At 69.1% G+C, this 22,483-nt stretch carries 20 protein-coding genes and 2 pseudogenes; 8 read left to right on the forward strand and 14 right to left on the reverse strand.

Going from position 1 to position 22,483, the window contains the following annotated elements:
• Nucleotides 1-192 precede the first annotated feature (192 nt).
• The 3 genes and pseudogenes from FHU13_RS16520 to FHU13_RS16530 form a co-directional block, all read left to right on the forward strand.
• Nucleotides 193-1,191 (forward strand): GNAT family N-acetyltransferase, encoded by a 999-nt coding sequence (locus FHU13_RS16520; protein ID WP_183436942.1) that lies wholly within the window; start codon nt 193-195, stop codon nt 1,189-1,191.
• A gap of 25 nt (nt 1,192-1,216) precedes the next feature.
• Nucleotides 1,217-2,569 (forward strand): polysaccharide biosynthesis C-terminal domain-containing protein, encoded by a 1,353-nt coding sequence (locus FHU13_RS16525; RefSeq protein WP_183436943.1) that lies wholly within the window; start codon nt 1,217-1,219, stop codon nt 2,567-2,569.
• Between the two features lie 223 nt (nt 2,570-2,792).
• Nucleotides 2,793-3,419, forward strand: a pseudogene (locus FHU13_RS16530) (response regulator); the annotation flags it as partial.
• Between the two features lie 40 nt (nt 3,420-3,459).
• Here the strand turns inward: FHU13_RS16530 and FHU13_RS16535 are convergent.
• Both FHU13_RS16535 and FHU13_RS16540 read right to left on the reverse strand, forming a co-directional pair.
• Entirely contained in the window at nt 3,460-4,485 is a 1,026-nt protein-coding gene (locus FHU13_RS16535) for a patatin-like phospholipase family protein (protein ID WP_183436944.1), read from the reverse strand.
• Nucleotides 4,486-4,671: 186 nt separating this feature from the next.
• Nucleotides 4,672-5,289: a hypothetical protein gene (locus FHU13_RS16540; protein WP_183436945.1), complete on the reverse strand. Its 618-nt coding sequence runs from the start codon at nt 5,287-5,289 to the stop codon at nt 4,672-4,674.
• Here FHU13_RS16540 and FHU13_RS16545 point away from each other — a divergent pair.
• A complete protein-coding gene (locus FHU13_RS16545) occupies nt 5,276-5,458 on the forward strand; it encodes a hypothetical protein (protein WP_183436946.1) in 183 nt (60 codons plus the stop codon). The two genes, FHU13_RS16540 and FHU13_RS16545, sit on opposite strands and share 14 nt — an antisense overlap.
• 288 nt (nt 5,459-5,746) lie before the next feature.
• Nucleotides 5,747-6,130, forward strand: coding sequence for a VOC family protein (locus FHU13_RS16550; protein ID WP_183437018.1), 384 nt, complete (start codon nt 5,747-5,749; stop codon nt 6,128-6,130).
• A gap of 25 nt (nt 6,131-6,155) precedes the next feature.
• Here the strand turns inward: FHU13_RS16550 and FHU13_RS16555 are convergent, their stop codons facing one another.
• From FHU13_RS16555 to FHU13_RS16565, 3 genes are read right to left on the reverse strand one after another with little or no spacing between them, the layout of a single operon-like run.
• On the reverse strand, nt 6,156-9,365 hold the full coding sequence (locus FHU13_RS16555; RefSeq protein ID WP_183436947.1) for an error-prone DNA polymerase: 3,210 nt from the start codon (nt 9,363-9,365) through the stop codon (nt 6,156-6,158).
• On the reverse strand, nt 9,362-10,876 hold the full coding sequence (locus FHU13_RS16560; protein WP_183436948.1) for a DUF6504 family protein: 1,515 nt from the start codon (nt 10,874-10,876) through the stop codon (nt 9,362-9,364). The genes FHU13_RS16555 and FHU13_RS16560 overlap by 4 nt, the downstream gene beginning before the upstream one ends.
• Nucleotides 10,791-11,552, reverse strand: coding sequence for an ImuA family protein (locus tag FHU13_RS16565; protein ID WP_183436949.1), 762 nt, complete (start codon nt 11,550-11,552; stop codon nt 10,791-10,793). The genes FHU13_RS16560 and FHU13_RS16565 overlap by 86 nt, the downstream gene beginning before the upstream one ends.
• Before the next feature lie 395 nt (nt 11,553-11,947).
• On the opposite strand from FHU13_RS16565, the gene FHU13_RS16570 reads away from it, so the two are divergent.
• A complete protein-coding gene (locus tag FHU13_RS16570) occupies nt 11,948-12,352 on the forward strand; it encodes a response regulator (protein WP_183436950.1) in 405 nt (134 codons plus the stop codon).
• A 132-nt stretch (nt 12,353-12,484) separates the two neighbouring features.
• Here FHU13_RS16570 and FHU13_RS16575 read toward each other — a convergent pair whose 3' ends face one another.
• The 9 genes and pseudogenes from FHU13_RS16575 to FHU13_RS16615 form a co-directional block, all read right to left on the reverse strand.
• Entirely contained in the window at nt 12,485-12,946 is a 462-nt protein-coding gene (locus FHU13_RS16575) for a peptidylprolyl isomerase (protein ID WP_017483538.1), read from the reverse strand.
• A 3-nt stretch (nt 12,947-12,949) separates the two neighbouring features.
• Nucleotides 12,950-13,405 carry a hypothetical protein gene (locus FHU13_RS16580; RefSeq protein WP_183437019.1) on the reverse strand — a complete coding sequence of 152 codons (456 nt, stop codon included), beginning with the start codon at nt 13,403-13,405 and terminating at the stop codon, nt 12,950-12,952.
• 59 nt (nt 13,406-13,464) lie between these two features.
• The gene (locus FHU13_RS16585) at nt 13,465-14,004 is read right to left on the reverse strand and encodes a peptidylprolyl isomerase (protein ID WP_183436951.1); all 540 of its coding nucleotides are present in this window, start codon (nt 14,002-14,004) and stop codon (nt 13,465-13,467) included.
• A 25-nt stretch (nt 14,005-14,029) separates the two neighbouring features.
• Nucleotides 14,030-14,533 (reverse strand): pantetheine-phosphate adenylyltransferase, encoded by a 504-nt coding sequence (gene coaD / locus FHU13_RS16590; RefSeq protein WP_183436952.1) that lies wholly within the window; start codon nt 14,531-14,533, stop codon nt 14,030-14,032.
• A 154-nt stretch (nt 14,534-14,687) separates the two neighbouring features.
• Nucleotides 14,688-14,948: pseudogene (locus tag FHU13_RS16595) on the reverse strand (GIY-YIG nuclease family protein); the annotation flags it as partial.
• Between the two features lie 140 nt (nt 14,949-15,088).
• Complete coding sequence (gene gyrA, locus FHU13_RS16600; protein ID WP_183436953.1) at nt 15,089-17,815, reverse strand: DNA gyrase subunit A; 2,727 nt, start codon at nt 17,813-17,815, stop codon at nt 15,089-15,091.
• A 317-nt stretch (nt 17,816-18,132) separates the two neighbouring features.
• Complete coding sequence (gene mobA, locus FHU13_RS16605; RefSeq protein ID WP_183436954.1) at nt 18,133-18,747, reverse strand: molybdenum cofactor guanylyltransferase MobA; 615 nt, start codon at nt 18,745-18,747, stop codon at nt 18,133-18,135.
• Complete coding sequence (locus tag FHU13_RS16610; RefSeq protein ID WP_183436955.1) at nt 18,744-19,883, reverse strand: Mrp/NBP35 family ATP-binding protein; 1,140 nt, start codon at nt 19,881-19,883, stop codon at nt 18,744-18,746. Before FHU13_RS16610 ends, mobA begins: the two co-directional genes overlap by 4 nt.
• An 88-nt stretch (nt 19,884-19,971) precedes the next feature.
• On the reverse strand, nt 19,972-20,241 hold the full coding sequence (locus tag FHU13_RS16615) for a hypothetical protein (protein ID WP_183436956.1): 270 nt from the start codon (nt 20,239-20,241) through the stop codon (nt 19,972-19,974).
• A gap of 146 nt (nt 20,242-20,387) precedes the next feature.
• Between FHU13_RS16615 and FHU13_RS16620 the strand changes: the two genes are divergently transcribed.
• Nucleotides 20,388-20,891: a pyridoxamine 5'-phosphate oxidase family protein gene (locus tag FHU13_RS16620; RefSeq protein ID WP_183436957.1), complete on the forward strand. Its 504-nt coding sequence runs from the start codon at nt 20,388-20,390 to the stop codon at nt 20,889-20,891.
• A 160-nt stretch (nt 20,892-21,051) separates the two neighbouring features.
• Nucleotides 21,052-22,350 (forward strand): nicotinate phosphoribosyltransferase, encoded by a 1,299-nt coding sequence (locus tag FHU13_RS16625; protein WP_183436958.1) that lies wholly within the window; start codon nt 21,052-21,054, stop codon nt 22,348-22,350.
• Nucleotides 22,351-22,483 lie beyond the last annotated feature (133 nt).

Raw genomic sequence — 22,483 nt, forward strand, 5'->3', positions numbered from 1 at the left:
CCTTTGATCCATTCGCCTATCACACAAATGTTCTGATGGCACCTGTACAAATCATCCTGCAATACCGTGGTTAACCTGGTCAATTGCCTTCACTATTGGTACCGGCGCACTGGCTCGTCGCTTGCTGAGAGGCAGGGGGCAGGCCAAGGATTGTCCCGGCTTGGGACATCCGGCACGCGAAGGGTCATCAGGGTGGGTGAAACGACGGTCGTCGACGTGACGGACGATCCCGATTGGGACGAGGCGGTCTGGCAGCAGACGGGCGCCAACATCTACGCGTCGCGTCGTTGGGGCGAGTATAAGCGTCGCGTCGGCTGGGACGTGCGGCGGGTCACGATCCGTGGCAGCGACGGTCAGGCGCTCGCCTACGCGCAGGTTCAGCGCCGTCGCCGCATGTTCGGCCACTTGGTCCTGGCGCAGGGTTGCCCGGTCCTCACGACGCTGGGAGAGGCACGGGCCGACGCCGTGTTCCGCGCCTTCCTCGACCATCTTGATCTCGGCCGCTTCGACGTCCTCGGGGTGAACTATCAGCAGTTTCAATCGCCGGCAGCGGTGCTGGCCCTGCTCGGCCACGGTTTCGCGCCGGTCATCACCCCCCGGGCGCACACGCTGGAACTCGATCTCACTCAGGCCCTGGAGCGCATCCGCGCCCACATGGAGGGCCGCTGGCGCGACGTGCTCAGACGCACCGAGCGCAATCCGGACCTCACGACCAGATTCCCGACCACTCCGGCGGAGCGCCAATCCGCCTTCGAGACGTTCGGTCGCCTCTACGCCGCCCTGAAACGGCGCAAGGGCTTCCGCAACAGCCTCGACACGGCGGCCTTCCGCGATCTGGCCGCCAACGACCCCAATCTCGTGTTCCTCGAGATGCGCGAGCGGGACGAGCCGATCCTCGTGCGGATCATCCACCGGACGGCGAATCGCTGGACGGACTTCTACGTCGCCTCGAACGAGCGGGCCAAAGCGACCGGGGCCGGCCGCTTGGCGCTCTGGCACCTCATCGAGCGGGCCAAGCGCGAGGGGGCGTCGGTGCTTGATCTCGGCGGCATCGACCCGGCCGGCAATCCGGGCGTCTATGAATTCAAGCGCGGCGTCAGCCGCAACGTCGTCGCGGCCAACCCGCTCTGGCTCTTCAGCCGGACCCGGCTGCTGCGCCGCGCCGCGACGGCCGTCCTGGCCACGCGCTGACCGGGACATGAGCAGGAGATCCGCGATGACCGAAGCCTCGACCGCGCCCTCCTGGCTCGCCGGCCTGATCCGGCGCGGCGCCGGCCTCGTCCGGCGCCCGCCGGCCGCGCTCGCGGCTCTGGCCGACCAGGGTGTCGTCAGCGGTTTCGGCTTCGTCAGCGGCATCGCCGCCGCCCGGCTGCTCGGCATCGCCGAGTTCGGGCATTTCGCGATGATCCTGATCGTGCTCAGCTTCGCCCAGGCCCTGCACAACGCGCTCATCACCGCACCGATGATGACGCTTGTCGGCGCCCGCAGCGGCGTCTCGACGGCCTATGGCGCGACCATCCTCGCAGGCGCCTTCCTGCTCTCGGCGCCCGGCGCCGTCTTCGTGGTGATCGCTCTCCTGATCGCGGGGATGTCGGGCGAGACGCTTGTCGCGGCCTGCGCCCTGATGCTGGCGCAGAACCTCCAGTTCACCCTGCGCCGCCTTCTGTTCGCGAAAGGCAGGGGCGTGCAGGCCCTGCTGATGGATTTCGCCCGCGCCGCGAGCTTCCCCTTCGTCGCCCTGCTGGTCTGGGTGGAGCAGGACGTCATCGGCGGCAACGGCTTCGTCTGGCTGCTCGCGGCGACGTCGGTCGCCACCTGCCTGCCCTTCATCGTCTCGATCGGCCGGCCGATCCTGCGACGGCCCGGCTGCGTGCAGACCGGCGCGGTCACCCGGCGCCACATCGCACTCGCGCGCTGGCTCCTGCCGATCGTCTTCGTCACCTTCGTCCAGGAACAGCTCATCTGGCTGGTGGCGGGCTCCGTGCTCGGCCTCGAGGAACTCGGCGGCCTTCGGGCGGCGCAGTACCTCATCGGAACCGTGCTGCTGCTGCTCGCCGCCACGGAGAACGTCCTGCCGGTGGCCGCGGCGCGTGCCCATGCCGAGGGCGGCGAGGCGGCCCTGCGCGCCTACCTGCTGCGCACAAGCGTGAAGCTCGGCGTGCCGATCATCGTGATCCTGGCAATTCTCGCCATCCCCGGCGAGATGTGGCTGCGCGTGATCTTCGGGACAGAATACGCTGCCTACGGCAACTGCCTGCGCATCCTCTCGGTCAGCGTCATGGTGGTGCTGGCCCGCGATCTCACCGCCAACTACTTCCGCGCCAAGCAGAACACACGGGTGCTGTTCGAGTCGCTGTGCGTGAGCATGGTCATGTCGATCGCCGTGGTGGTTCCCCTGATGCAGGCCGGCGGCGTCAGCGGTGCGGCGGCGGCGGTGGGGGCAGGGCACCTGGCCTCCCTCGTCTACCTCGTGCTCGCGGCCCGACGGCAAGCGCACCCGGCCTCGGCCCGGCCCGAGTTCGGCTGGTGGCGGCGCTCTCTCGGACCGGCCAAGTCCGCGCGGACCTGATCGGCGAGGATTGGGGCGGGGCGCGATCGGCTTGATGGGCTGCGGTACCAACCTCCGCCCGCCGTGGGCACAGGACGTTCGCGGATTGGATTCTGGGCAAACCAAACCTGCGCGTACAAGCCGGTCGTCCGGGACGAAATCGCTACCATGTCCATGGCCGTGCTGAATTCCCGTTCCCGCGAGGAGCCCGACGGCAGGACATGCCGGATCGAGAGGACCTGTCCTCAGCGTCTCCGACACCGGCATGCCGCCGGAGGTGGTTGCCAAGGCGTTTGCTCCCTTCTTCACGATGAAGCCGATCGGCCAGGGCACGGGCCTCGGCCTGTCGATGCTCTACGGGTTCGCCAAGCCGTCCGGCGGGCAGGTGCGGATACATTCCGAGATCGGGCACGGTACGACCGTCGGGATCTACCTTCCGCGCCACCGGAGCGAGGCCGAGATCGAGGAGGTGTTGCCGGGAGAGGAGTTGTTCCCGCTCCCGCAGGCCGGCGAGACTGTGCTGGTGGTGGACGACGAGCCGACCCTGCGCATGCTGGTGACGGACGTGCTGGGCGACCTCGGCTACACTGCCGTCGAGGCGGCGGACGGGGCTGGCGGCCTCAAGGTCCTGCAGTCCGACGCGCGGATCGACCTGCTCATCACGGATGTGGGCCTGCCCGGCGGCCTCAACGGCCGCCGGATGGCCGACGCGGCCCGGGTGACATGCTCGGACCTGAAGGTGCTGTTCATCACGGGGTTCGCCGAGAACGCGCTGCTCAGCGATGGACAACTGGAAACCGGGATGTCCATCCTCGCCAAACCGTTCGCGAGCGACAGCCTCGCCGCCCGCATCCGCGAGTTGATTGCGCGCCGAGTCGACGGCGTGGGTGCCGCCGAGCGGAACGTCACCGTCACGGGCACTCGTAGCGAAAGCGCCCTTGCGAGGGTGGCAGCTCGGTCAGTCGGGCGAGCCCCCGCTCCATGTCGCGGGCGCCCGCCTGCCAGCGGTCCCGGATCGAAGAGGGCGAGAAGTCGAAGCTCTTCGACGCGAGTTGGTCGGCGCCGGCCCGGTAGACGAGGTGCAGCAGCGTCGCGACCGGCCCGTCCGGATCGAGCCGCTCGCGCAAGGCGTAGCTGCGCGTGAGCCCCGAGACCGCGCGCCGGGCGGCGCTGGCGAAGATGAGATCATTGGCCCGCTCCAGCACCGCGTCGAGCGAGCGCGGCGGGTCGGCCCGCAGGGAGAACAGGTCGAGGGCGATGCAGAGCAGGTCGCGGGTCGGCTCAGGCTCGAACAGTGGATCGAGGGGCAGGTTGTTGGTGTAGCCGGCATCGCACAGCAACCGCCCGTCGATCTCGACCGGCGGGAAAGCCGGCAGCAGGGCCGCGCTCGCCAGGATGTGCTCGGGCCGGATCGCCCGGCGGGTGTTGTCGAAGAACACCTCCTCGCCGGTCGCCACGTCGATGCAGGCCACGGTGAGGCGGATCTCGGCCCGGTTCAGGCGCTCGAAATCGACCAGCCGACCCAGCGTGTCGAGGAGGGGCCGGTGATCGAACAGAGCGACGTCGTTGGGCACCCACGGCAGCGCCGACCACGGGCCGGGATAGCGGTGCGTGAAGATGCTGGGCCGCCCCCAGGTCAGCGTCAGGAGCGAGTGGAGAGCGTTGTAGTACTGGCGCGGCTTCAGGAGATTGGTTCCGGAAAAGCCGGTGTGCAGCGTCGCCTCGTTCCAGAACCGGTGGAGCCGCTCGATCCGGTCCTCCGGCGCGTTGCCGGCGATGATCGCCCCGGTAACCGCCCCCATCGAGGCGCCCACCAGCCAGTTCGGCCGGATGCCGCGAGCCTGAAGAACCTCGAAGGCCCCGGCATGGTAGGCGCCAAGCGCATTGCCGCCGCCGAACACGATGGCGGTGTCGCGCGGTTGGGAGACTGTCTGCATCGACGGAACGGACCTTTTTCTTCGCGGTGGCCCACGCTCACGCGGCGCGGGTCAAGTCGAGGATTAGCGCGGCCAGATCCTCGGCGTTCTCTTCGGGGAGCCATTGGTTGGCCCGCTCGACCGTGCGCGCCGGCGCCCGGCCCCTGCATCCCGAGGATCCAACCCGTGCCGCGCGTGTCGGTTCGGTCACGGTCCGGTCGGGCCGACCGGAAACCCGGCGGCCGGGGCGAACAGCGCCAGCCCCGCCGCCATCCACGTCACGTAATCGCTCACCAGCCCGCTATGCAGCGCCTGGAGCGCGCGGAACGCCGACCGCTCACCCCGCGTGATCGCCTGGGCGGGGCCACGCAGGGCGCGGCGGCGCCGGAGCGCGAAGGCGAACAGGGCAGCGATCAGAAGCAGCGGGGCCAGATTGCCCCACCCCGCTTCAGGCAGGGCAGGCGGCGGGAGGGCCGGATCGCTCAGGCGCGCCGCCACGGCACCGAGGAAGGGCATCGCAGCCTTGGCCAGCGCGAGGGCGACGAGGACGAGCGCCGGGAGCGCCATCAGCCAGAGCGGACGGTCGAGCTTTTCCCGCTCGCGCTCGGTCGGCGCCGGAAGTTCCGGGCCGGGCACGCCGCTGGCGCCCCCGAAGATGCGGGCCGCGGCGCGCAGGACCGCGGCCTTGGTGAGCAGGGCGCCGGCCAGGAGCACGAAGCCGGCGGTGAGCACCGGGTCGGAGCCGGTCCGGGCCACGGCCTCGCCCATGGTCGCGAAGTCGAAGGTGCCGGTGCGGGCGTAGAGCAGGCCGGTGCCGGCGAGCATCAGGAATCGCGAGCGCGTTGGTGATCGTGAAGTTGAAGGCGCCTTCCAGCGCGCTGCGGCCGAGCGGGTAGGCGGTGAGGCCGAAGGCCGCGACGCTCATCAGCTCGAACCAGACGAACAGGTTGAACAAGTCGCGGGTCAGGCAGAAGCCGACCATCGCCGCGAGTAAAGAGCAGCATCAGCACGTGGAAATGTGCGTGCTCGGCGTTGAAATAGCCCCCTTGAGGTGCCGCGAAGCGGCCTGAAGGAGGAGGGCGCGGGCGGGAGGAAGCCTCGTCCCGATTTCATGCCGACGATCGACGCCTCGGATCAGAACGCAATCGGCTGGACACCATGAAGGACTGATGAGCGTGGGAAGCCGGCATTTGATGGAGGGAGAGGTTCTGGCAGGATCAGGCCCAAGGCGCGATACGTTCTGCACAGGCCGATCGGCAGACAAGCGATGGGAATGGCTGAAATGAAGGTGACTGTTTCCATCGACGTCCCGTCGATCGAAGAGGGTCTGAAGTTTTTTGGTGATGTCTTCGGTTTTGTCGAAACGTCTCGGCCTCATCCCGGCTACGCAACGTTAACATCGGGTGATGCTACGATCGGGCTGCTTGCGAAGCCGGCTGGATCATCACCAGCGCCAGGAAGCAACGACCTTCGCCGGTATGAGCGCCATTGGACACCGGTTCACGTCGATTTCCGTGTCGATGACTTCGAAGGGACGCTCGGACGCGCTTTGGCAAACGGCGCAAGGTCAGAACAGGTGCACCGCGTGTCGGGCTTTCCCCCCGTTGCCTTCTGCAGCGATCCTTTTGGGCATGGGTTCTGCATCGTTGGCATGAACACGCTTTAGAAACCCGGACAGCTTCCGATCGATCCTACCGAAAATTCCGCGCCCGCACCGGCAACGCCGACGCCCGGGGATCAGGCCGGACGCTCTGCCCGGTCTCATCGCCGCTGCCGGTGCGCAGGGCGATGGCTTCCTCGTCCTCGCCGATGCGCCGCAACAGGCCGGAGCGGTCGAAGAGCTCCGCCGCCACGAGGTGGACGACCTCGCCCACGCGCTGCACCCGGCCGCGGCAAGCCATCAGCCGGGCACCGAGCACGACCCGGCGCTGCCGGTCGAACAGCTCGGGGCGGACGATCAGGTTGGCGACACCGGTCTCGTCCTCCAGGGTCATGAACATCGTGCCCTTGGCCGAGCCCGGCCGCTGGCGCATCAGCACGATCCCGGCCACGACGATCTGCGCCCCGTTGCGGGCCCGATCCAAGGCCGCGCAGGGCCGCGCGCCCAGACCGGTGAGGGTCTCGCGCAGGAAGGCGAGGGGGTGCGCGCGCAGGCTGAGGCCCTTGGCGCAGTAATCGGCCACCACCTCGCCGCCCGCGCTCATCGCCGGCAGCGACACGGCGGGCTCGGCCGCCTGCGCCGGTTCGACCCCCGTCCTCTCGGACAGGGCGGCGAAGAGGGGCAGGGGGTCGGGCCGCAGGGCCTTGACCGCCCAGGCCGCCTCGCGCCGGTTGAGGCCGAGAGAGCGGAACGCGTCGGCCCGCACGAGGCAGGTCAGGCTCGCCGCCGGGATGCCGGCTCGGTCTGCCAGTTCAGGCAGGGAAGCGAAGCGCCGCCCGCCCCGCATCTTTGCCAATTGCCGGCCGTCCCGCTCCGGCAAACCGTTGGCGAGGAGCAGGCCGAGGCGCACCGCGAACAGCTTTCGGCCGGAGCCGAGCGGCTCCAGGGTGCAGTCCCACTCCGAAAAATTCACGTCGAGGGCGCGAATCTCGACGCCATGGGCGCGGGCGTCGCGGACGATCTGCGCGGGGGCGTAAAACCCCATCGGCTGCGCGTTGAGGAGCGCGGCGCAGAAGACGTCGGGATGGTGGCACTTCATCCACGAGGAGGCGTAGGCCAGGAGCGCGAAGGAGGCGGCATGGCTCTCGGGGAATCCGTAGGACCCAAAACCTTCGAGCTGCTTGAAGGTGCGCTCGGCGAAGTCGCGGGCATAACCGTTGGCGACCATGCCCTCGACCAAGCGGTCGTGGAAGCGGTGAACGCCCCCAGTCATCTTGAAGGTCGCCATGGAGCGGCGCAGCTCGTCGGCCTCGGTCGCCGAGAAGCCGGCGGCCACCATCGCCACCTGCATCGCCTGCTCCTGGAACAGCGGCACGCCGAGCGTCTTCTCCAGAACCGCCTTCAGCTCGGGCGTCGGGTAGGTCACCTCTTCGAGGCCTTCGCGGCGGCGCAGGTAGGGGTGTACCATATCGCCCTGGATCGGACCGGGGCGCACGATCGCCACCTCGATCACGAGGTCGTAGAACTTGTCCGGCTTCATCCGCGGCAGCATCGCCATCTGCGCGCGGCTCTCGATCTGGAACACGCCGAGGGTGTCGGCGCGCCGGATCATCGCGAAGGTGGCCTCATCCTTCGGAGGGATCGAGGCGAGATCGTAGGGGTCGTTCTTGACCTCTCGCAGATAATCGAAGGCGCGGCGCAGGCAGCCGAGCATGCCGAGCCCGAGCACGTCGACCTTCATGAACTTGAGGGCGTCGATGTCGTCCTTGTCCCACTCGATGACCTGACGGTCGGCCATCGCCGCGGGCTCCACCGGCACCAGTTCGTCGAGCCGGTCGAGCGTCAGCACGAAGCCGCCGGGATGCTGCGAGAGGTGGCGCGGCGTGCCGATCAGCTCGCGGGCGATCTCCAGCGTCAGACGCAGGCGCCGATCGCCGGGGTTGAGATTGAGTTCGCGCAGCTCCCGCTCGCCGACGCCCTCGCTGCTCCAGCTCCAGGTCAGGCGGTTGAGGGCGCCGGTCACGTCCTCGGGCAGGCCCATCACCTTGCCGACCTCGCGCAGCGCCCCGCGCGAACGGAAGCGGCTGACGATGGCGGTAAGCGCCGAGCGGTGGCGGCCGTAGGTCTCGAAGATCCACTGGATCACCTCCTCGCGGCGCTCGTGCTCGAAATCGACATCGATATCGGGCGGCTCGCGACGCGCCTCCGAGACGAAGCGCTCGAACAGCAGGTTCTGCCGCATCGGATCGATCGAGGTGATCCGCAGGCAGAAGCAGACCGCGGAGTTGGCCGCCGAGCCGCGCCCCTGGCACAGGATTTTTTTGCGATCGGCGAAGGCGACGATGGATTCGACCGTGAGGAAGTAAGGGGCGTAAGCGAGGCGCCGGATCAGATCGAGTTCGTGGCGCAGCTGGCGCGTCACCTCCTCCGGCACGCCTTGCGGATAGCGCCGTTCCGCACCGGCCCAGGTGAGGGCTTCCAGGCGCTCCTGCGGCGAGAGCCCGTCCTCGCGGGCTTCCGTCGGGTAGCTGTAGGTGAGGTCGTCCAGCGAGAAGGTGCAGGCGGCCGCGATCTCGCCGGCCCGCGCCAGCGCCTCCGGAAAGCGCGCGAACAGGCGCGCGGTCTCTTCCGGAGGTTTGAGGAAGCGGTCGGCGTGACGCTCCTTGGCAAAGCCCGCCCGGTCGATGGTGAGCCCGAGTCGGATGCAGGTCACCACATCCTGCAGACGGCGTCGTCCCGCGACGTGGTAGAGAATGTCGCCGGTGGCGACGGTGGGCACCCGCGCCGCCCGCGCGGCAGCGGCCACCGCATCGAGCCGGTCCGCGTCATCGGGCCGGAAGCGGCGGGTCAGCGCGCAGGAGGCGCGGGCGCCGAACCTTTTTTTGAGTTGGACCAGATCGTTCGGGAGCGTCGCCTCCGGCCGTTCGGGGAGGAGGATCGCGAAAAGCCCTTCCTGCCATTCTTCGAGATCGCGCCACGTCAGGCGGCAGCGGCCCTTGCCTCCCCTGGCCTTGCCCAGGCTGAGCAGGCGGCTGAGCCGGCCGTAGGCGGCTCGGTCGGTCGGATAGATGAGCAGCGGCGAAGAAAAATCGTCGAGATCGAGCCGGCAGCCGACGACGAGGCGCATGCCCGTCGCCCGCGCCGCCTGATGCGCCCGTACCATCCCGGCGAGCGAGCCGTGATCGGTCACGCCGAGCGCCGGAATGCCGAGCAGAGCTGCCGCGGAAAAAAGCTCCTCCGGACTCGATGCGCCGCGCAGGAAGGAGAAGTGCGTCGTAACCTGAAGCTCCGGCGTGCTCACGCCTCGCCGAGCCCGTGCAGCCACCAGCGTCCGTTGGCCTGCATCGGCCCGTCACGAAACAGCCAGAAGCGCTCGCCCGCCTCCGTCTCGACCCGATAGTAGTCGCGGGTGAGGTCGGCCTCCGCGTCCGTCACCCACCACTCGCCGAGGATGCGCTCCGGCCCATCGGCCCGCGCGATGCGGTGGCGGGTGTTGCGCCAGACGAAGAACAGGGGCGGCGCGTCGGGGATCTCGGCCATCGCCGTGACCGGCTCCGGGGGCGCCAGAAGGCGGGCCGGACGGGGCAGGTCGGTGGGCCAGACCACGCCGAGGGGGGCGGCGAGCGCTGGCACGCGGCGCACCGCCCGCTCGGGCAGGTCGCTCTCCACCGGTGCCAGCCGATAGACCCGGGCGGCGCCGAGGCGCACCAGCAGGGTATCGATCAGGGCGGCGAGATCCAGCGCCTGCGGGCCGGCGGCGAGATGGCTCGCGAGGTGCGTTTCTTGGTGCTCGGCCAGGGGCTCGACCCGCGAGGCGCACAGCACCGCTTCCTCAATGCCGAAGCCGGGATCGACGAGGGCGAGGCGCTCGGCGAGCAGCCGGGTGAGGTGGGCGGCGTCGCGGCTCGGCCTCGCCGTGCCGATCCGGATCGCCTGATCGAGGCGGTCCACGCGGGCGAAGATGAGGTCGAGGCGGCGCGCTCCCAGGCCGCGCCGCTCCAGTTCCGGCACGAGCCGAGCGCAGAGGTCGGTGACGACCCGCTCCAGGGTCTCGCGGGCGCCGACCGGCTCGGCGAAGCGCAGGGCCACCCGCGGGCTCTCCGGCGCGACGAGCGCCGCCAGCGGCTCCGGCTCGTATCCCAGCGCCCGGTCGAGCCGGAACAGGACCTCGGCGCCGAAGCGCAGCCGCAAGGCGGCCCGCGGCTTGTCCGTCAGCCCGCCGATGCGGGTCAGGCCGACATCCTGCAGCGCCCGCTGGGCCTCGGAGCCGAGCCGCAGGGCCGCCACCGGCAGAGGGGCCAGCACCTGCGCCGCGCCGCCCGGCGGCACGATCCCGCCCTCACCGAAGCGGGCCAGGCCCCAAGCGCAACCCGGCGTATCGGCAAGCGCGAGCCGCGCCGCGATGCCCGTCCGCTCCAGGCGGGCGGAGATGTCGGCGAGCAGGGGCGCCTCGCCCCCGAAGAGATGCGCGGCGCCGGTGATGTCGATCAGGAGCCCGTCGGGTGGATCCGTCGCCACGATCGGCGCGTAGCGCTGACACCACAGGCCGAGCCGCTCCAGCCCCGCCGCATCCGCCTCGGGCGCGGCGGGCACGAGGTGCAGCCCAGGAACGAGCGCCTGGGCATGGGCCGCGCTCATGCCGGGGTACAGGCCGAAGCGGCGGGCGGCGGCGTCCACGCCGGCCAGCACGCGCCGGGCGCCGTCCTGCGCCACGGTCGCGAGGGGCTCATCGGGCGGCGCGGCGCTGGACCCGCTCCGGCGCAGCCGGTCGGTTGGCCAGGCTGGCAGGTACAGCGAGACGACCCTGCGCATCGCAGGCCTCCACGATCCAAGCTCCCGGCGCCCCGCCACGGCTGCGCTGCAATTCGAGCCGCCAGCGCGGGCGGCCCATGCGACGGCTCATGCCGTCAGAAGGGGCGGGCGCCACCCGCCAGCGGGTTCGTGCGGCGGAGGGCTCCGGCTCGGCGGCCTCGCCCGCGCAGAGGCGGTGCACGACGAGCGCGGTGACGCCCGAGCCCTCCGCGGCGAGTTGGAGTCGACGGGAAGGAGTGAGCGTCATGCGGGTGAGTTCGCCGACGACTCCGGCCAGCCCACGATGGCGCAGGCCCTCCTCCATGGCCGGCAGCACCTCGGTATCGCGCCACGTCTCGCAATAGACGACCCGGTCGGGGTGGAGCCCGACGCGGGCGAGCGCCGGAGCGAACAGATCGCGGCTGTGCAGACACCACAGTACCGGACCGTCCAGACGGGCGAGGATGCCGCCCGCGAACAGCACGGCGGTGGCGGCGTAACGCCCGCGTGGGCCGCCCTCGTGGATCTGGTGAAGCGCGCCCAGCGCCAAGCCGCCGCCGGGGAGTGCCGCGTCGAGCCCCGCAACGCCGAAGGGCAGGGTGGGAGCGGCATCAGGCCCGGCACCGGTCCCGACGGAGTCCGTCAGCCGGCGAAGCTCGGCCAGCGTCGGTGCGTCGGGGGAATGGGGAGGGGGCATGGGCGCTGGTTCAAGGGTTGGCGTTTGCGGCGGCTCTTGGAACAAAGAGTGAACACACCTGAGCCGTAACCCGTCAACCGCCTGATCGTTGCCATCCCTGTTGAAAATGCGGATTTTATTCCGCCCGTCCGCTTGACCATCGAGTCGGCGACGATTCCGCGACCGAAGCCCTGCACGCAACGCGGGTGCGACGGCTTACCCCACCTCAAATCTGCATGTGTCAGCAGGGCGGATGCAACAAAACGGACTGCTGTTGCCGCTGAACGACAGACGTTCGCCTCTACCGTTCTATCGTATTGTCTGCCGGGGACTTTGCCGGAGGATGTCGCGTGGGAAGCGCAATCAGCGTTTTCCCGTGAGCTCTCAAGATAAGCCAGGGTCATGAGTGACCGGTCATGAGTGACGCACGACCCACAGTCCGCCGGCCCGTCATCCTCGTCGTCGAGGATGAGCCCGACGAGCGCTACCTCGCGGCCGAGCTGCTGGAGGAGAAGGGCTTCGAGGTCATCGAGGCCGAGACGGCGGAGAGCGCGCTCGACATCCTGCATCAGCGGGGCGACGGGATCGACGTGGTGTTCTCCGACGTGCGCACGCCGGGCACGATCGGCGGCTTCGAGCTGGCACGGATCATCGGCGTGACCTGGCCGCGCATCCGCCTGCTGCTGACCTCGGGCGATGCGGGTGACCAGCCGAGCGACCTGCGCGTCACCGCGACCTTCATGCCCAAGCCCTGGCGAGCGCCGGAGATCCTGACGTGGCTGGAGGAGGCCGCGGGGCTCAGGGAGCCGCCGGAGGGGTGAGGATCTCCTCTCCTCCCCCTTGCGGGGAGGAGCCGGAGGTGAGGGTGGTGCAGAAGGCACCGCGGGGTCCCTTCCCGAACGCCCCCCACCTCCACCCCTGCCCCCTCCCCGCAAGGGGGAGGGAAACTCCTGTTACGCCGCGGCGACGGTCGCCTTCACGATCCGATCGGGATCGCGCACGGGCTCGCCGCGCTTGATCGTGTCGACCACCTCCATGCCTTCGATCACCTTGCCCCACACCGTGTACTGACGGTCGAGGAAGCGGGCGTCGGCGAAGCAGATGAAGAACTGCGAGTTCGCCGAGTGCGGGAAGTTGGTGCGCGCCATCGAGCAGGTGCCGCGCACGTGCGGCTCGGCGTTGAACTCGGCGTTGAGGTCGGGCAGTTCGGAACCACCCGAGCCGGTGCCGGTCGGATCACCGGTCTGGGCCATGAAGCCGTCGATGACGCGATGGAACGGCACGCCGTCGTAGAAGCCCTGGGATGCCAGCGTCTTGATCCGCTCGACGTGGTTGGGCGCGAGGTCGGGGCGCAGCGCGATGACGACGCGGCCCTTGGTGGTCTCCAGAACGATGGTCTCGTTCGTCTCTGCCATGGCTTAAATTCCCTGTCCTCTGGGTCCGTCGTAGATGAAGCGCAGCGCCAGGGGGCGCCCCGCGATGGCGCCGCCGAGAGCCGGGGTGAGCCGGACCGGCGTGCAGCGGGCGATCGCGTCGAGCGTCGCCCGTATCAGGATTTCCCGGGTCTTCGTGTCGCCCGGCGCTTTCGCGAAGGTGATCTGCGGCGTGCCGATCACCGAGCCATCCCGGCGCAGCGAGAGACGCGCCGTGATCTCCGCCCGCTCGAACCGGCTCAAGCCCTCGGGCACCTGCCAGCAGGCCGCGAGCGCCGGGTAGAGCGCCCGCAAGGTGTCGGCCGGAGCCGCCTCCGTTCCTGCCGCGGGCAGCGGCACCCGCTGCGTGCCCCGCAAGGTCTGGGGCAGGGTGCGCCAAGGTTCAATGCCCTCGAACGCATTCGCCCTGCCCGGTGCGAGCAGGGCCGCGGACAGAGCCAGCCCGGCCGCGAGGAGGCCGGCGAGATGGCCAGCCCGGCGACACAAGGTGCGTCCGGCCGCTATTGGCCGCCTCCGAGCGTCATCTTGACGATCTTGTCGGGGTCCTGCACCGAGCCGTTATTGGCCTTGGAGCCCTTCTTGATCTTGTCGACCACGTCCATTCCGGAGGTGACGACACCGACGACGGTGTAGTTGTTGTTCAGGAACTCGGCGTCGCCGAGGCAGATGAAGAACTGGGAGTTCGCCGAGTTCGGATCACCCGAGCGGGCCATGCCGACAGTGCCGCGCTTGAACGGGGCGGAGGAGAACTCGGCGGGTATGTTGGGCAGGCTGGAGCCGCCGGTGCCGTTGCCCTTGGGATCGCCGGTCTGGACCATGAAGCCGTCGATGACCCGGTGGAACTTCAGGCCGTTGTAGAAGCCCTGCCCGATCAGCGTCTTGAGCTGCTTGACGTGCTTCGGCGCGATCTCCGGGCGCAGCTCGATCGTGACCCGCCCGTCCTTGGTCTCAAGGATGACGGTGTTCTCGCCGGCCCGTGCCGGGGCGGCGAGGAGCATGGCGGAGAGGGCGAGGCCGAGGACGGCGTGGCGGCGGTTCATGCGGGCTGAAGCTCCGTGTGGGAAATCAGGATTTCGCGAAGCGGGCGGCGAGCCGCGCGGCGACGACCGGCGGCACGAAGGGCGAGACGTCGCCACCCATGGCCGCGATCTGGCGCACCAGGGTCGCGGTGATCGGCCGTACGCCGGTGGAGGCGGGCAGGAATACGGTCTGGACTTCGGGGGCCATGGCGCCGTTCATGCCCGCGAGCTGCATCTCGTAGTCGAGGTCGGTGCCGTCGCGCAGGCCCCGAATGAACAGGCGGGCGCCACAGCGCCGGGCGGCCGAGACGGCGAGGTCGTCAAAGGTGACGACCTCCAGGCTCGCCCCCTCGGCAGCAGCGAGCGGTTCGCAGGTCTCACGCAGCAGGGCAGCGCGCTCCTCGGCCGTGAACAGCGGCGCCTTGCCCGGGTGCACGCCGATGGCGAGCACCAGCCGCGGAACGAGGCGGCAGGCCTGCCGCACCACGTCGAGGTGGCCGTTGGTGACCGGATCGAAGGAGCCGGCATAGAGGGCGGTGCGGGTCGTCACGGGACGGGCCTAGAGCATTTTCCCCGCAAACGGAACCCGAGCGGTCCTCCGCCTCACCCATCGTCATTCCGGGTTCGCCTCCGGCGTCCCGGAATGACGGTGATGAGAGTTGCAGGAGCGGTGGCAAGTCGTCCGCTCCGGCATTCAACCGATCATAGAGATCCACCCAATCCGGGCTCATCGTCTCGATCAGAGCGATCTTCCATTCGCGGCGCCATTTCTTGATGGCCTTCTCGCGGGCGATCGCCTCATCGATGCGATCCTAGACTTCGTACCAGACGAGGCGATCGACGCTGTAGCGGGCCGAGAACCCCGGTGCCGCCTTGGTCTTGTGTTCCCATACCCGCCGGCCCAAGTCGCGCGTGACGCCGAGAGACAGCGTGCCATCCCGCTTGTGCGAGAAGATAGACAGCACCGATACCCCTCTCTCCCGTCGTTCTGCGGCGCCGAAGGCGAACCCGGACTCCACGATCCGACTCGCCGCCAAGTCCCGGCGCCGCATCACGGGTAGATCCCGGGTTCGGTTGCGCGGCCCCGGGATGACGGCTGCGGGCCTCAGGCCTCCTCCTCGCCGCTCTCCTCCTCGCCCTCGATGTGCTCCACCGAGACGACGCGCTCGGCCTTGTCGGTGTTGAACACCGTCACGCCCTGCGAGGCGCGACCGACGATGCGGATATCATCCACCGGCACGCGGATGAGCTGGCCGGCATTGGTGACGAGCATGATCTGGTCGGAGGCCTCGACGGGGAAGGACGCGACGAGGTTGCCGTTGCGGGCGTTGACCCGCATCGCCGTGATGCCTTTGCCGCCGCGGCCCGAGGTGCGGTACTCGTAGGAGGACGAGCGCTTGCCGAAGCCGCGCTCCGACAGCGTCAGGACGTACTGCTCGGCGGCACCCATCTCGCTGTAGCGCTCCTGCGAGATTGCGGCCTCCGCCGTGCTCTCCTCGGCCTCCGGCGCCTCGGCCTCCTCGCCCCCATCGCCGATGACGGCGCGGCGCATCTTCAGATAGCCGGCGCGCTCCTCGGGCGAGGCGTCGAAGGCGTTGAGGATCGCCATCGAGATGACGCGGTCGTCCTTGGCGAGCGAGATGCCGCGCACGCCGGTCGAATCGCGGCCCTTGAAGACACGCACGTCCTCGACGGGGAAACGGATGCACTGGCCGAGCGCCGTGGTGAGCAGCACGTTCTGGTCGGCCCGGCAGATCTCGACATGGACGATGTGGTCCCCCGGATCGAGCTTCATTGCGATCTTGCCGTTGCGGTTGACCTGCACGAAGTCCGACAGCTTGTTGCGGCGGACATTGCCGGAGGCCGTGGCGAACATCACGTCGAGCGTCTCCCAGGACGCCTCGTCCTCGGGCAGCGGCATGATGGTGGTGATCCGCTCACCCTCGTTCTGCAGATGCAGGATGTTGACGAGCGCCTTGCCCCGCGCGTTCGGCGCCGCGACCGGCAGGCGCCAGACCTTCTCCTTGTAGGCCTGACCCTGGTCGGAGAAGAACAGCACCGGCGTATGGGTCGAGGCGACGAACAACCGGGTGACGAAATCCTCGTCACGCGTGCTCATGCCGGAGCGGCCCTTGCCGCCGCGCTTCTGCGCCCGGTAGGTCGAGAGCGGCACGCGCTTGACGTAGCCGGCATGGGACACGGTCACGACCATGTCCTCGCGGGCGATCAGATCCTCGTCCTCGACGCTGAAGTCGGAATCGATGATCTCGGTCTTGCGCGGGGTGGCGAACAGCTCGCGCACTTCCGCCAGCTCATGCTTCACGATCGCCTGGATGCGGGCGCGCGAGCGCAGGATGTCGAGATAGTCGGCGATCTCGTCGGCGAGCTTCTTCAACTCGTCGCCGATCTCGTCGCGGCCGAGCGCGGTGAGGCGCTGGAGACGCAGGTCGAGGATGGCGCGGGCCTGGGTCTCCGACAGGCGGTAGGTGCCGTCGTCGGCGACCCGATGGCGCGGATCGTCCACCAGCGCGATCAGCGGGGCGATGTCGTGCGCCGGCCAGTCGCGGGCCATCAGCGCCTCGCGGGCGGTGTTCGGATCCGGCGAGGTGCGGATCAGGCGGATCACCTCGTCGATGTTGGCCACCGCGATGGCCAGACCGCACAAGACGTGGGCGCGCTCGCGGGCCTTGTTAAGCAGGAACTTGGTGCGCCGGGAGACGACTTCCTCGCGGAAGTCGTTGAAGGCCAGGAGCAGGTCCTTCAGGTTCATCAGCTCCGGGCGCCCTCCGTTGAGCGCCACCATGTTGGCGCCGAACGAGGTCTGGAGCGGGGTGTAGCGGTAGAGCTGGTTCAGCACGACGTCGGCCATCGCGTCGCGCTTGATCTCGACCACGATCCGCATGCCGTCGCGGTCGGATTCGTCGCGCAGGTCCGAGATGCCCTCGACGCGCTTATCCTTCACCAGCTCGGCGATCTTCTCGATCAGCGTCGCCTTGTTCACCTGATAGGGAATCTCGGTGAAGATCAGCGCCTCGCGCTCCTTGCGCAGCTCCTCGACATGCGAGCGGGCACGCATGATGATCGAACCGCGGCCGGTGGCGTAGGCCTGCCGGGTGCCGGCCCGTCCCAGGATCATGCCGCCGGTGGGGAAGTCCGGGCCCGGCACGATCTCGTTGAGCGCCTCGATGGTGAGGCTCGGATCGTCGATCAGCGCCACGCAGGCATCGATCAGCTCGCCGAGATTGTGCGGCGGGATGTTGGTGGCCATGCCCACCGCAATGCCGCCCGCGCCGTTGGCGAGCAGGTTCGGGAAGCGGGCCGGAAGGACCGTCGGCTCCTCGCGGGAATCGTCGTAGTTCGATTGGAAATCGACGGTGTTCTTGTCGATATCGGCGAGCAGCGAGGTCGCCGGCCGGGCGAGCCGCGACTCGGTGTAGCGCATGGCGGCCGGCGGATCGCCGTCGACCGAGCCGAAATTGCCCTGCCCGTCGATGAGCATCAGGCGCATGGAGAAGTCCTGCGCCATGCGGACCAAGGCGTCGTAGATCGATTGGTCGCCGTGGGGATGGTACTGACCGATCACGTCGCCGACGATGCGGGCCGACTTGACGTATTTGCGCTCCGGCAGGTGGCCGGACTCGAAGGCCGAGTAGAGGATGCGCCGGTGCACCGGCTTGAGGCCGTCGCGGGCATCGGGCAGCGCCCGGCTCACGATCACGCTCATGGCGTAATCGAGATACGAGCGGCGCATCTCGTCGGTGATGGAGACGGGCTTGATGTCGGTCGCGGGCGGCGGCGTGCCGGCGCCGGGTGCGTCGTTGTCGTCTGCCAACGTCGTTCTCTCGTTCTTCTGTTCGTTCACCCGCCGCAGGAAGCCGCCGGGTGAAACGGAAAGGCCGTCGCGGGGCGGCCGCTCCGATCCACCGCCTCATCCTGAGGTGCCGGCGCGAAGCGGCGGCCTCGGAGGCTCCTCCAGGGATCGCGTGCTTCCTGGAGGATCCTTCGAGGCCGCTTCGCGGCACCTCAGGATGAGGGCGAGGATGGGAGACCTTGCCCCGGACCAAAGGCCGTCGTTTCAGTTACTTAAATATGAATTCCAAGGCGCCGGCACAACATCTGCGGCCTCGCCAGCGGCGCTTTGACAACGTCTCAAGGAAGACGCGCCAAGATCGCCTCGGCGGCGGCCAGATCCTCCGGTGCGTTGAGGTTGAGGAAGGGATCGACGGGCGCCACCGGCCAGGAGGCGACGGCCGCCCCGTGCCGCTCGATGAAGCCGCCGACCCGCCGCTCGCCGCGCCCGAGCCAGTCGCGCAGGTCGACGCGAAGCGCCACCGGCCAGAGCGCGCTGGTGAAGTGGCGCCGCTCCCCCGAGGCCGCGAGCGCGATCGGCTTGCCCTCCGCTGCCGCGGCGGCAACGAGCCGGGCCACGAAGTCGTGCGGCAGGAACGGCGCGTCGCCGGGCACGCTCACGACATGGGTGATGCCGGGTTGCGCCGCCTCCATCCCGGCGAGGATACCCGCCAGCGGCCCCGGATGGTCCGGGACGGGATCGGACAGGATCTCACCGGAAAACACGTCGCGGAAGCGGGCAGGGTCGCCGTTGGCGCTGAGCACGAGGCCGCCCTGGCACTGGGGCCTCAGGCGCTCGGCGACGCGCTCCAGCAGGGTCCGCCCGGCGAGACGGCGTAGGGGCTTGTCGCCTCCGCCCATCCGCCGCGACAGGCCGCCGGCCAGAATCAGGCCGAGGACCGGGGCCGAACTCACTCGATGACGATCCGGGGCGCCGCCCGGCCGGCGGGCGCGCCGGTGAGGTTGCCCCAGAGTTTCTCGGCGATCTCGCGATAGACCTTTGCCTGCGGCCCGTCCGGATCGGTCGCCACCACCGGGCGGCCGGCATCCGAGGTCTCGCGGATCGCCATGGTCAGCGGGATCTCGCCGAGGAACGGCACCTCCAGGCGCTCGGCCTCGTGGCGGGCGCCGCCATGGCCGAAGATCGCGGAGGCCGCCCCGCAATTCGGGCAGATGAAGGTCGCCATGTTCTCGATCACGCCGAGGATCGGCACCGAGACCTTCCGGAACATGGTCACGCCGCGGCGCGCGTCGATCAGCGCCAGATCCTGCGGCGTCGAGACGATGACGGCCCCGGATAGCGGCGTCGCCTGGGCCATGGTGAGCTGCGCGTCGCCCGTGCCGGGAGGCATGTCGACCACGAGCACGTCGAGTTCGCCCCAGGCCACGTCGCGCAGCATCTGCGTGATCGCCGATTGCACCATCGGCCCGCGCCAGATCATCGCCGATTCCGGCTCGATCAGCAGACCGATCGACATGGCCTTCAGCCCGTAGGCCTGGAGCGGCTCTAGGATCTTGCCCTCGATCACCCGCGGCTTGCCGGAGAGCCCCAGAAGCTTCGGCACAGAGGGCCCGTAGATGTCGGCATCGAGCAGGCCGACCTTGAGGCCCTGTGCGCTGAGGGCCAGGGCGAGGTTGCAGGCGGTGGTGGACTTGCCGACGCCGCCCTTGCCCGAGGCCACCGCCACGATGTGGCGCACGCCGGGCAAAGCGTTACCCTGGGCGTTGCCCTGGCGCGGCGGCGGCGTGCCGGGTCCGGCGGGTGGACGCGGCGCGGCGCCCGCAGCCGGGGCGCTCGATGCCCGCTCGGCCGTGAGGCTCGCCAGCACGCTCGACACGCCGGGCAGCGCCAGCACGCGCCCCTCCGCCTCGCGGCGCACCGGCTCGAAGCGCTCGGCCTCGCTCGGGTCGATCAGGATCGAGAACATCACCCGGTTGCCCGGATCGATCAGGACCTGAGACAGGCGGCCGGAGCCGGGCAGGGTGGTGCCGCCGCCATCCACCGTGACGGTCGAGAGCGCCTTGAGCACGTCGTCGCGGGTGATGGCCAAAACTCAAGCTCCATCGGGCGTTGGGCGGAACCGTCCGCCCCGTCCATCTAACCAGCCCCACGCGAAACACCAGCCCGGGCGCGCTGCCTCACCGCCGCCGGTCCGGCGGAACGGCGACCAGGTTGCACACCTCCATCGGCCCGCGCACGACCGAGCCGTCACCGCGCCGATAGAAGCCGCGGCGCAGGTGCCGGCAGCCGAGGGGACCGCGCAGACGCTTCACCCGTTCGATGTGGACGCCGCGATAGCGCCGGTTCGAGAAATCGTGGCCGCCGATGCGCACGCCGGGGCCGAAGCGCACCTCCGCAGAGGCCGGAACCGCGGCGACCAGCAGCATGGCGAGCAGCGCACCCCTCATCCCACTCTCCGGCAAAGCTTCGCCCGAGCACCCTGAACCAAGATCGGCCTCGCTCGTTGTCGCTGCAATCGCCGGGCGGCGAACACAGACAAGGGTCGTCGGCCTGCCCGGCACACGCCATTGACGACAGACGGAGTACGGATCTCATGCACCAGGGCAACCATCGCGACCACGAGGGCGCGAAGAAGCTCTTCGAGCTGACCAAGGACGTCAAGGTCGCGATGCTGACCACGGCCGACCAGAACGGCACCCTGAACAGCCGCCCGATGTGGAACAACGAGATCGACGAGAACGGCGACATCTGGTTCTTCACCAAGCTGCACAGCCCGAAGACCGCCGAGATCGGCCGCGACAACCAAGTCAACCTCGCCTATTCCGACCCGTCGAGCCAGACCTACGTCTCGATCGCCGGCAAGGCCGAGGTGATCCGCGATCAGAAGCTGATCGACGAGAAGTGGCAGGAGAGCCTCAAGACGTGGTTCCCCAAAGGCAAGGACGACCCGGAGGTCGGCCTGATCCGCATCCACCCTGAGCAGGGCGAGTACTGGGACAGCCCGTCGAGCACGATGGTCCACCTCTACGGCTACGTGAAGGCCTCCCTCACCGGCGAGAGCCCGAAGACCGAGACCAAGAAGGTCAACCTCGCCTGATTCTGTCATTGTGAGGGGCCCTTGTGCCCGTCCGTGACGTTCGGCGCTCCCGCCCCCGGCAGGAGCGCCTTTTTTGTTACGAAGCCTGGCGCCCGCCGGCGTTGATCGCCGAAGCGTTCCGCCCCAAGCTCGGGCGACACTCCCCGGACACGGACGGCCCATGATCGACCTCGCGAAGCGGGTCTACGACCACAACTTCCGCATCGACCCGATCGTGCGCTCGCTGCTCGATACGGACTTCTACAAGCTCTTGATGGCGCAGATGATCTTCCGCCGTCACCGCGACGTGAACGTCACCTTCGCGATCCAGAACCGCACAAGGAGCGTGCGGGTGGCCGACGAGATCGATCTCGGAGAGCTGCGGGCGCAGCTCGATCACGCCCGCACGATCCGCTTGAGCCGGGGCGAGTCCACCTGGCTTCGCGGCAACACCTTCTACGGCCGGCGCCAAATCCTCTCCTCCGAGTTCATGGCGTGGTTCGAGGCGTTCCGCCTGCCCGAATACGAGCTGGAGGTGCGCGAAGGACAGGTGGCGCTGACCTTCCACGGCCCCTGGGTCGAGACGACCCTATGGGAGGTGCCCGCACTCGCGATCCTCAACGAGATGCGGTCCCGGGCCGTGCTGCGGAGTCTCGGCAAATTCGAACTTCAGGTGCTCTACGCCCGGGCCATGACCCGCGTCTGGGAAAAGATCGAGCGCCTGAAGCGTTTGCCCGACCTCTCCATCGCTGATTTCGGCACGAGGCGCCGTCACGGATTCCTGTGGCAGGATTGGTGCGTGCAGGCGATGAGCGAAGGCTTAGGCGAGCGAGCGTTCCTCGGCACCTCGAATTGCCTGATCGCCCTGCGCCGCGAGGTCGAGGCGGTGGGCACCAATGCCCACGAACTGCCGATGGTCTACGCCGCGCTGAGCGGTGACGACGACGACGCGCTCGCCCAGGCTCCCTACGCAGTGCTGGCAGACTGGCAGCAGGACTATGCGGGCAACCTGCTGGTGGCGCTGCCCGACACCTACGGCACCACCGGCTTCCTCGCCGACGCCCCCGACTGGCTGACCGCCTGGACCGGCATCCGCATCGATTCGAAGGAGCCGATCGAGGGCGGCGAGGAGGCGCTCGCCTTCTGGCGCTCCCGCGGCTGCGACCCGCGCGAAAAGCTCGCGATCTTCTCCGATGGCCTCGACATCGACGACATCGAGCGCATCCATGCCCGTTTCCACGGCCGGATGCGGATCGGCTACGGCTGGGGCACCCGGCTGACCAACGATTTCCGCGGCCTCGTGCCGGAGGGCCGCCTCGATCCGATCTCGGTGGTCTGCAAGGTGACGGAAGCCGAGGGCCGCCCGACGGTGAAGATCTCCGACAACCCGAGCAAGGCGCAGGGGCCGGCGGCGGAGGTGGAGCGCTACAAGCGGGTTTTCGGGGTGGGCGAGAAGGCCGCGATGGCGGTGGTGGTGTAAACCCAGTCTCTCTGCAAGCATGCTGCGGAAGTCAGATCGTTGCCCTCACGAGCGGGCGCGTTTGACCGGTTTCGAAATGCCCGACCGTGATGCTCGCGAACTCGGCGGCGCGGGCAGAAGATATCGGCCGAGT

Source organism: Methylobacterium sp. R2-1 (assembly GCF_014191355.1).
In the GTDB taxonomy this organism is placed as follows: domain Bacteria; phylum Pseudomonadota; class Alphaproteobacteria; order Rhizobiales; family Beijerinckiaceae; genus Methylobacterium.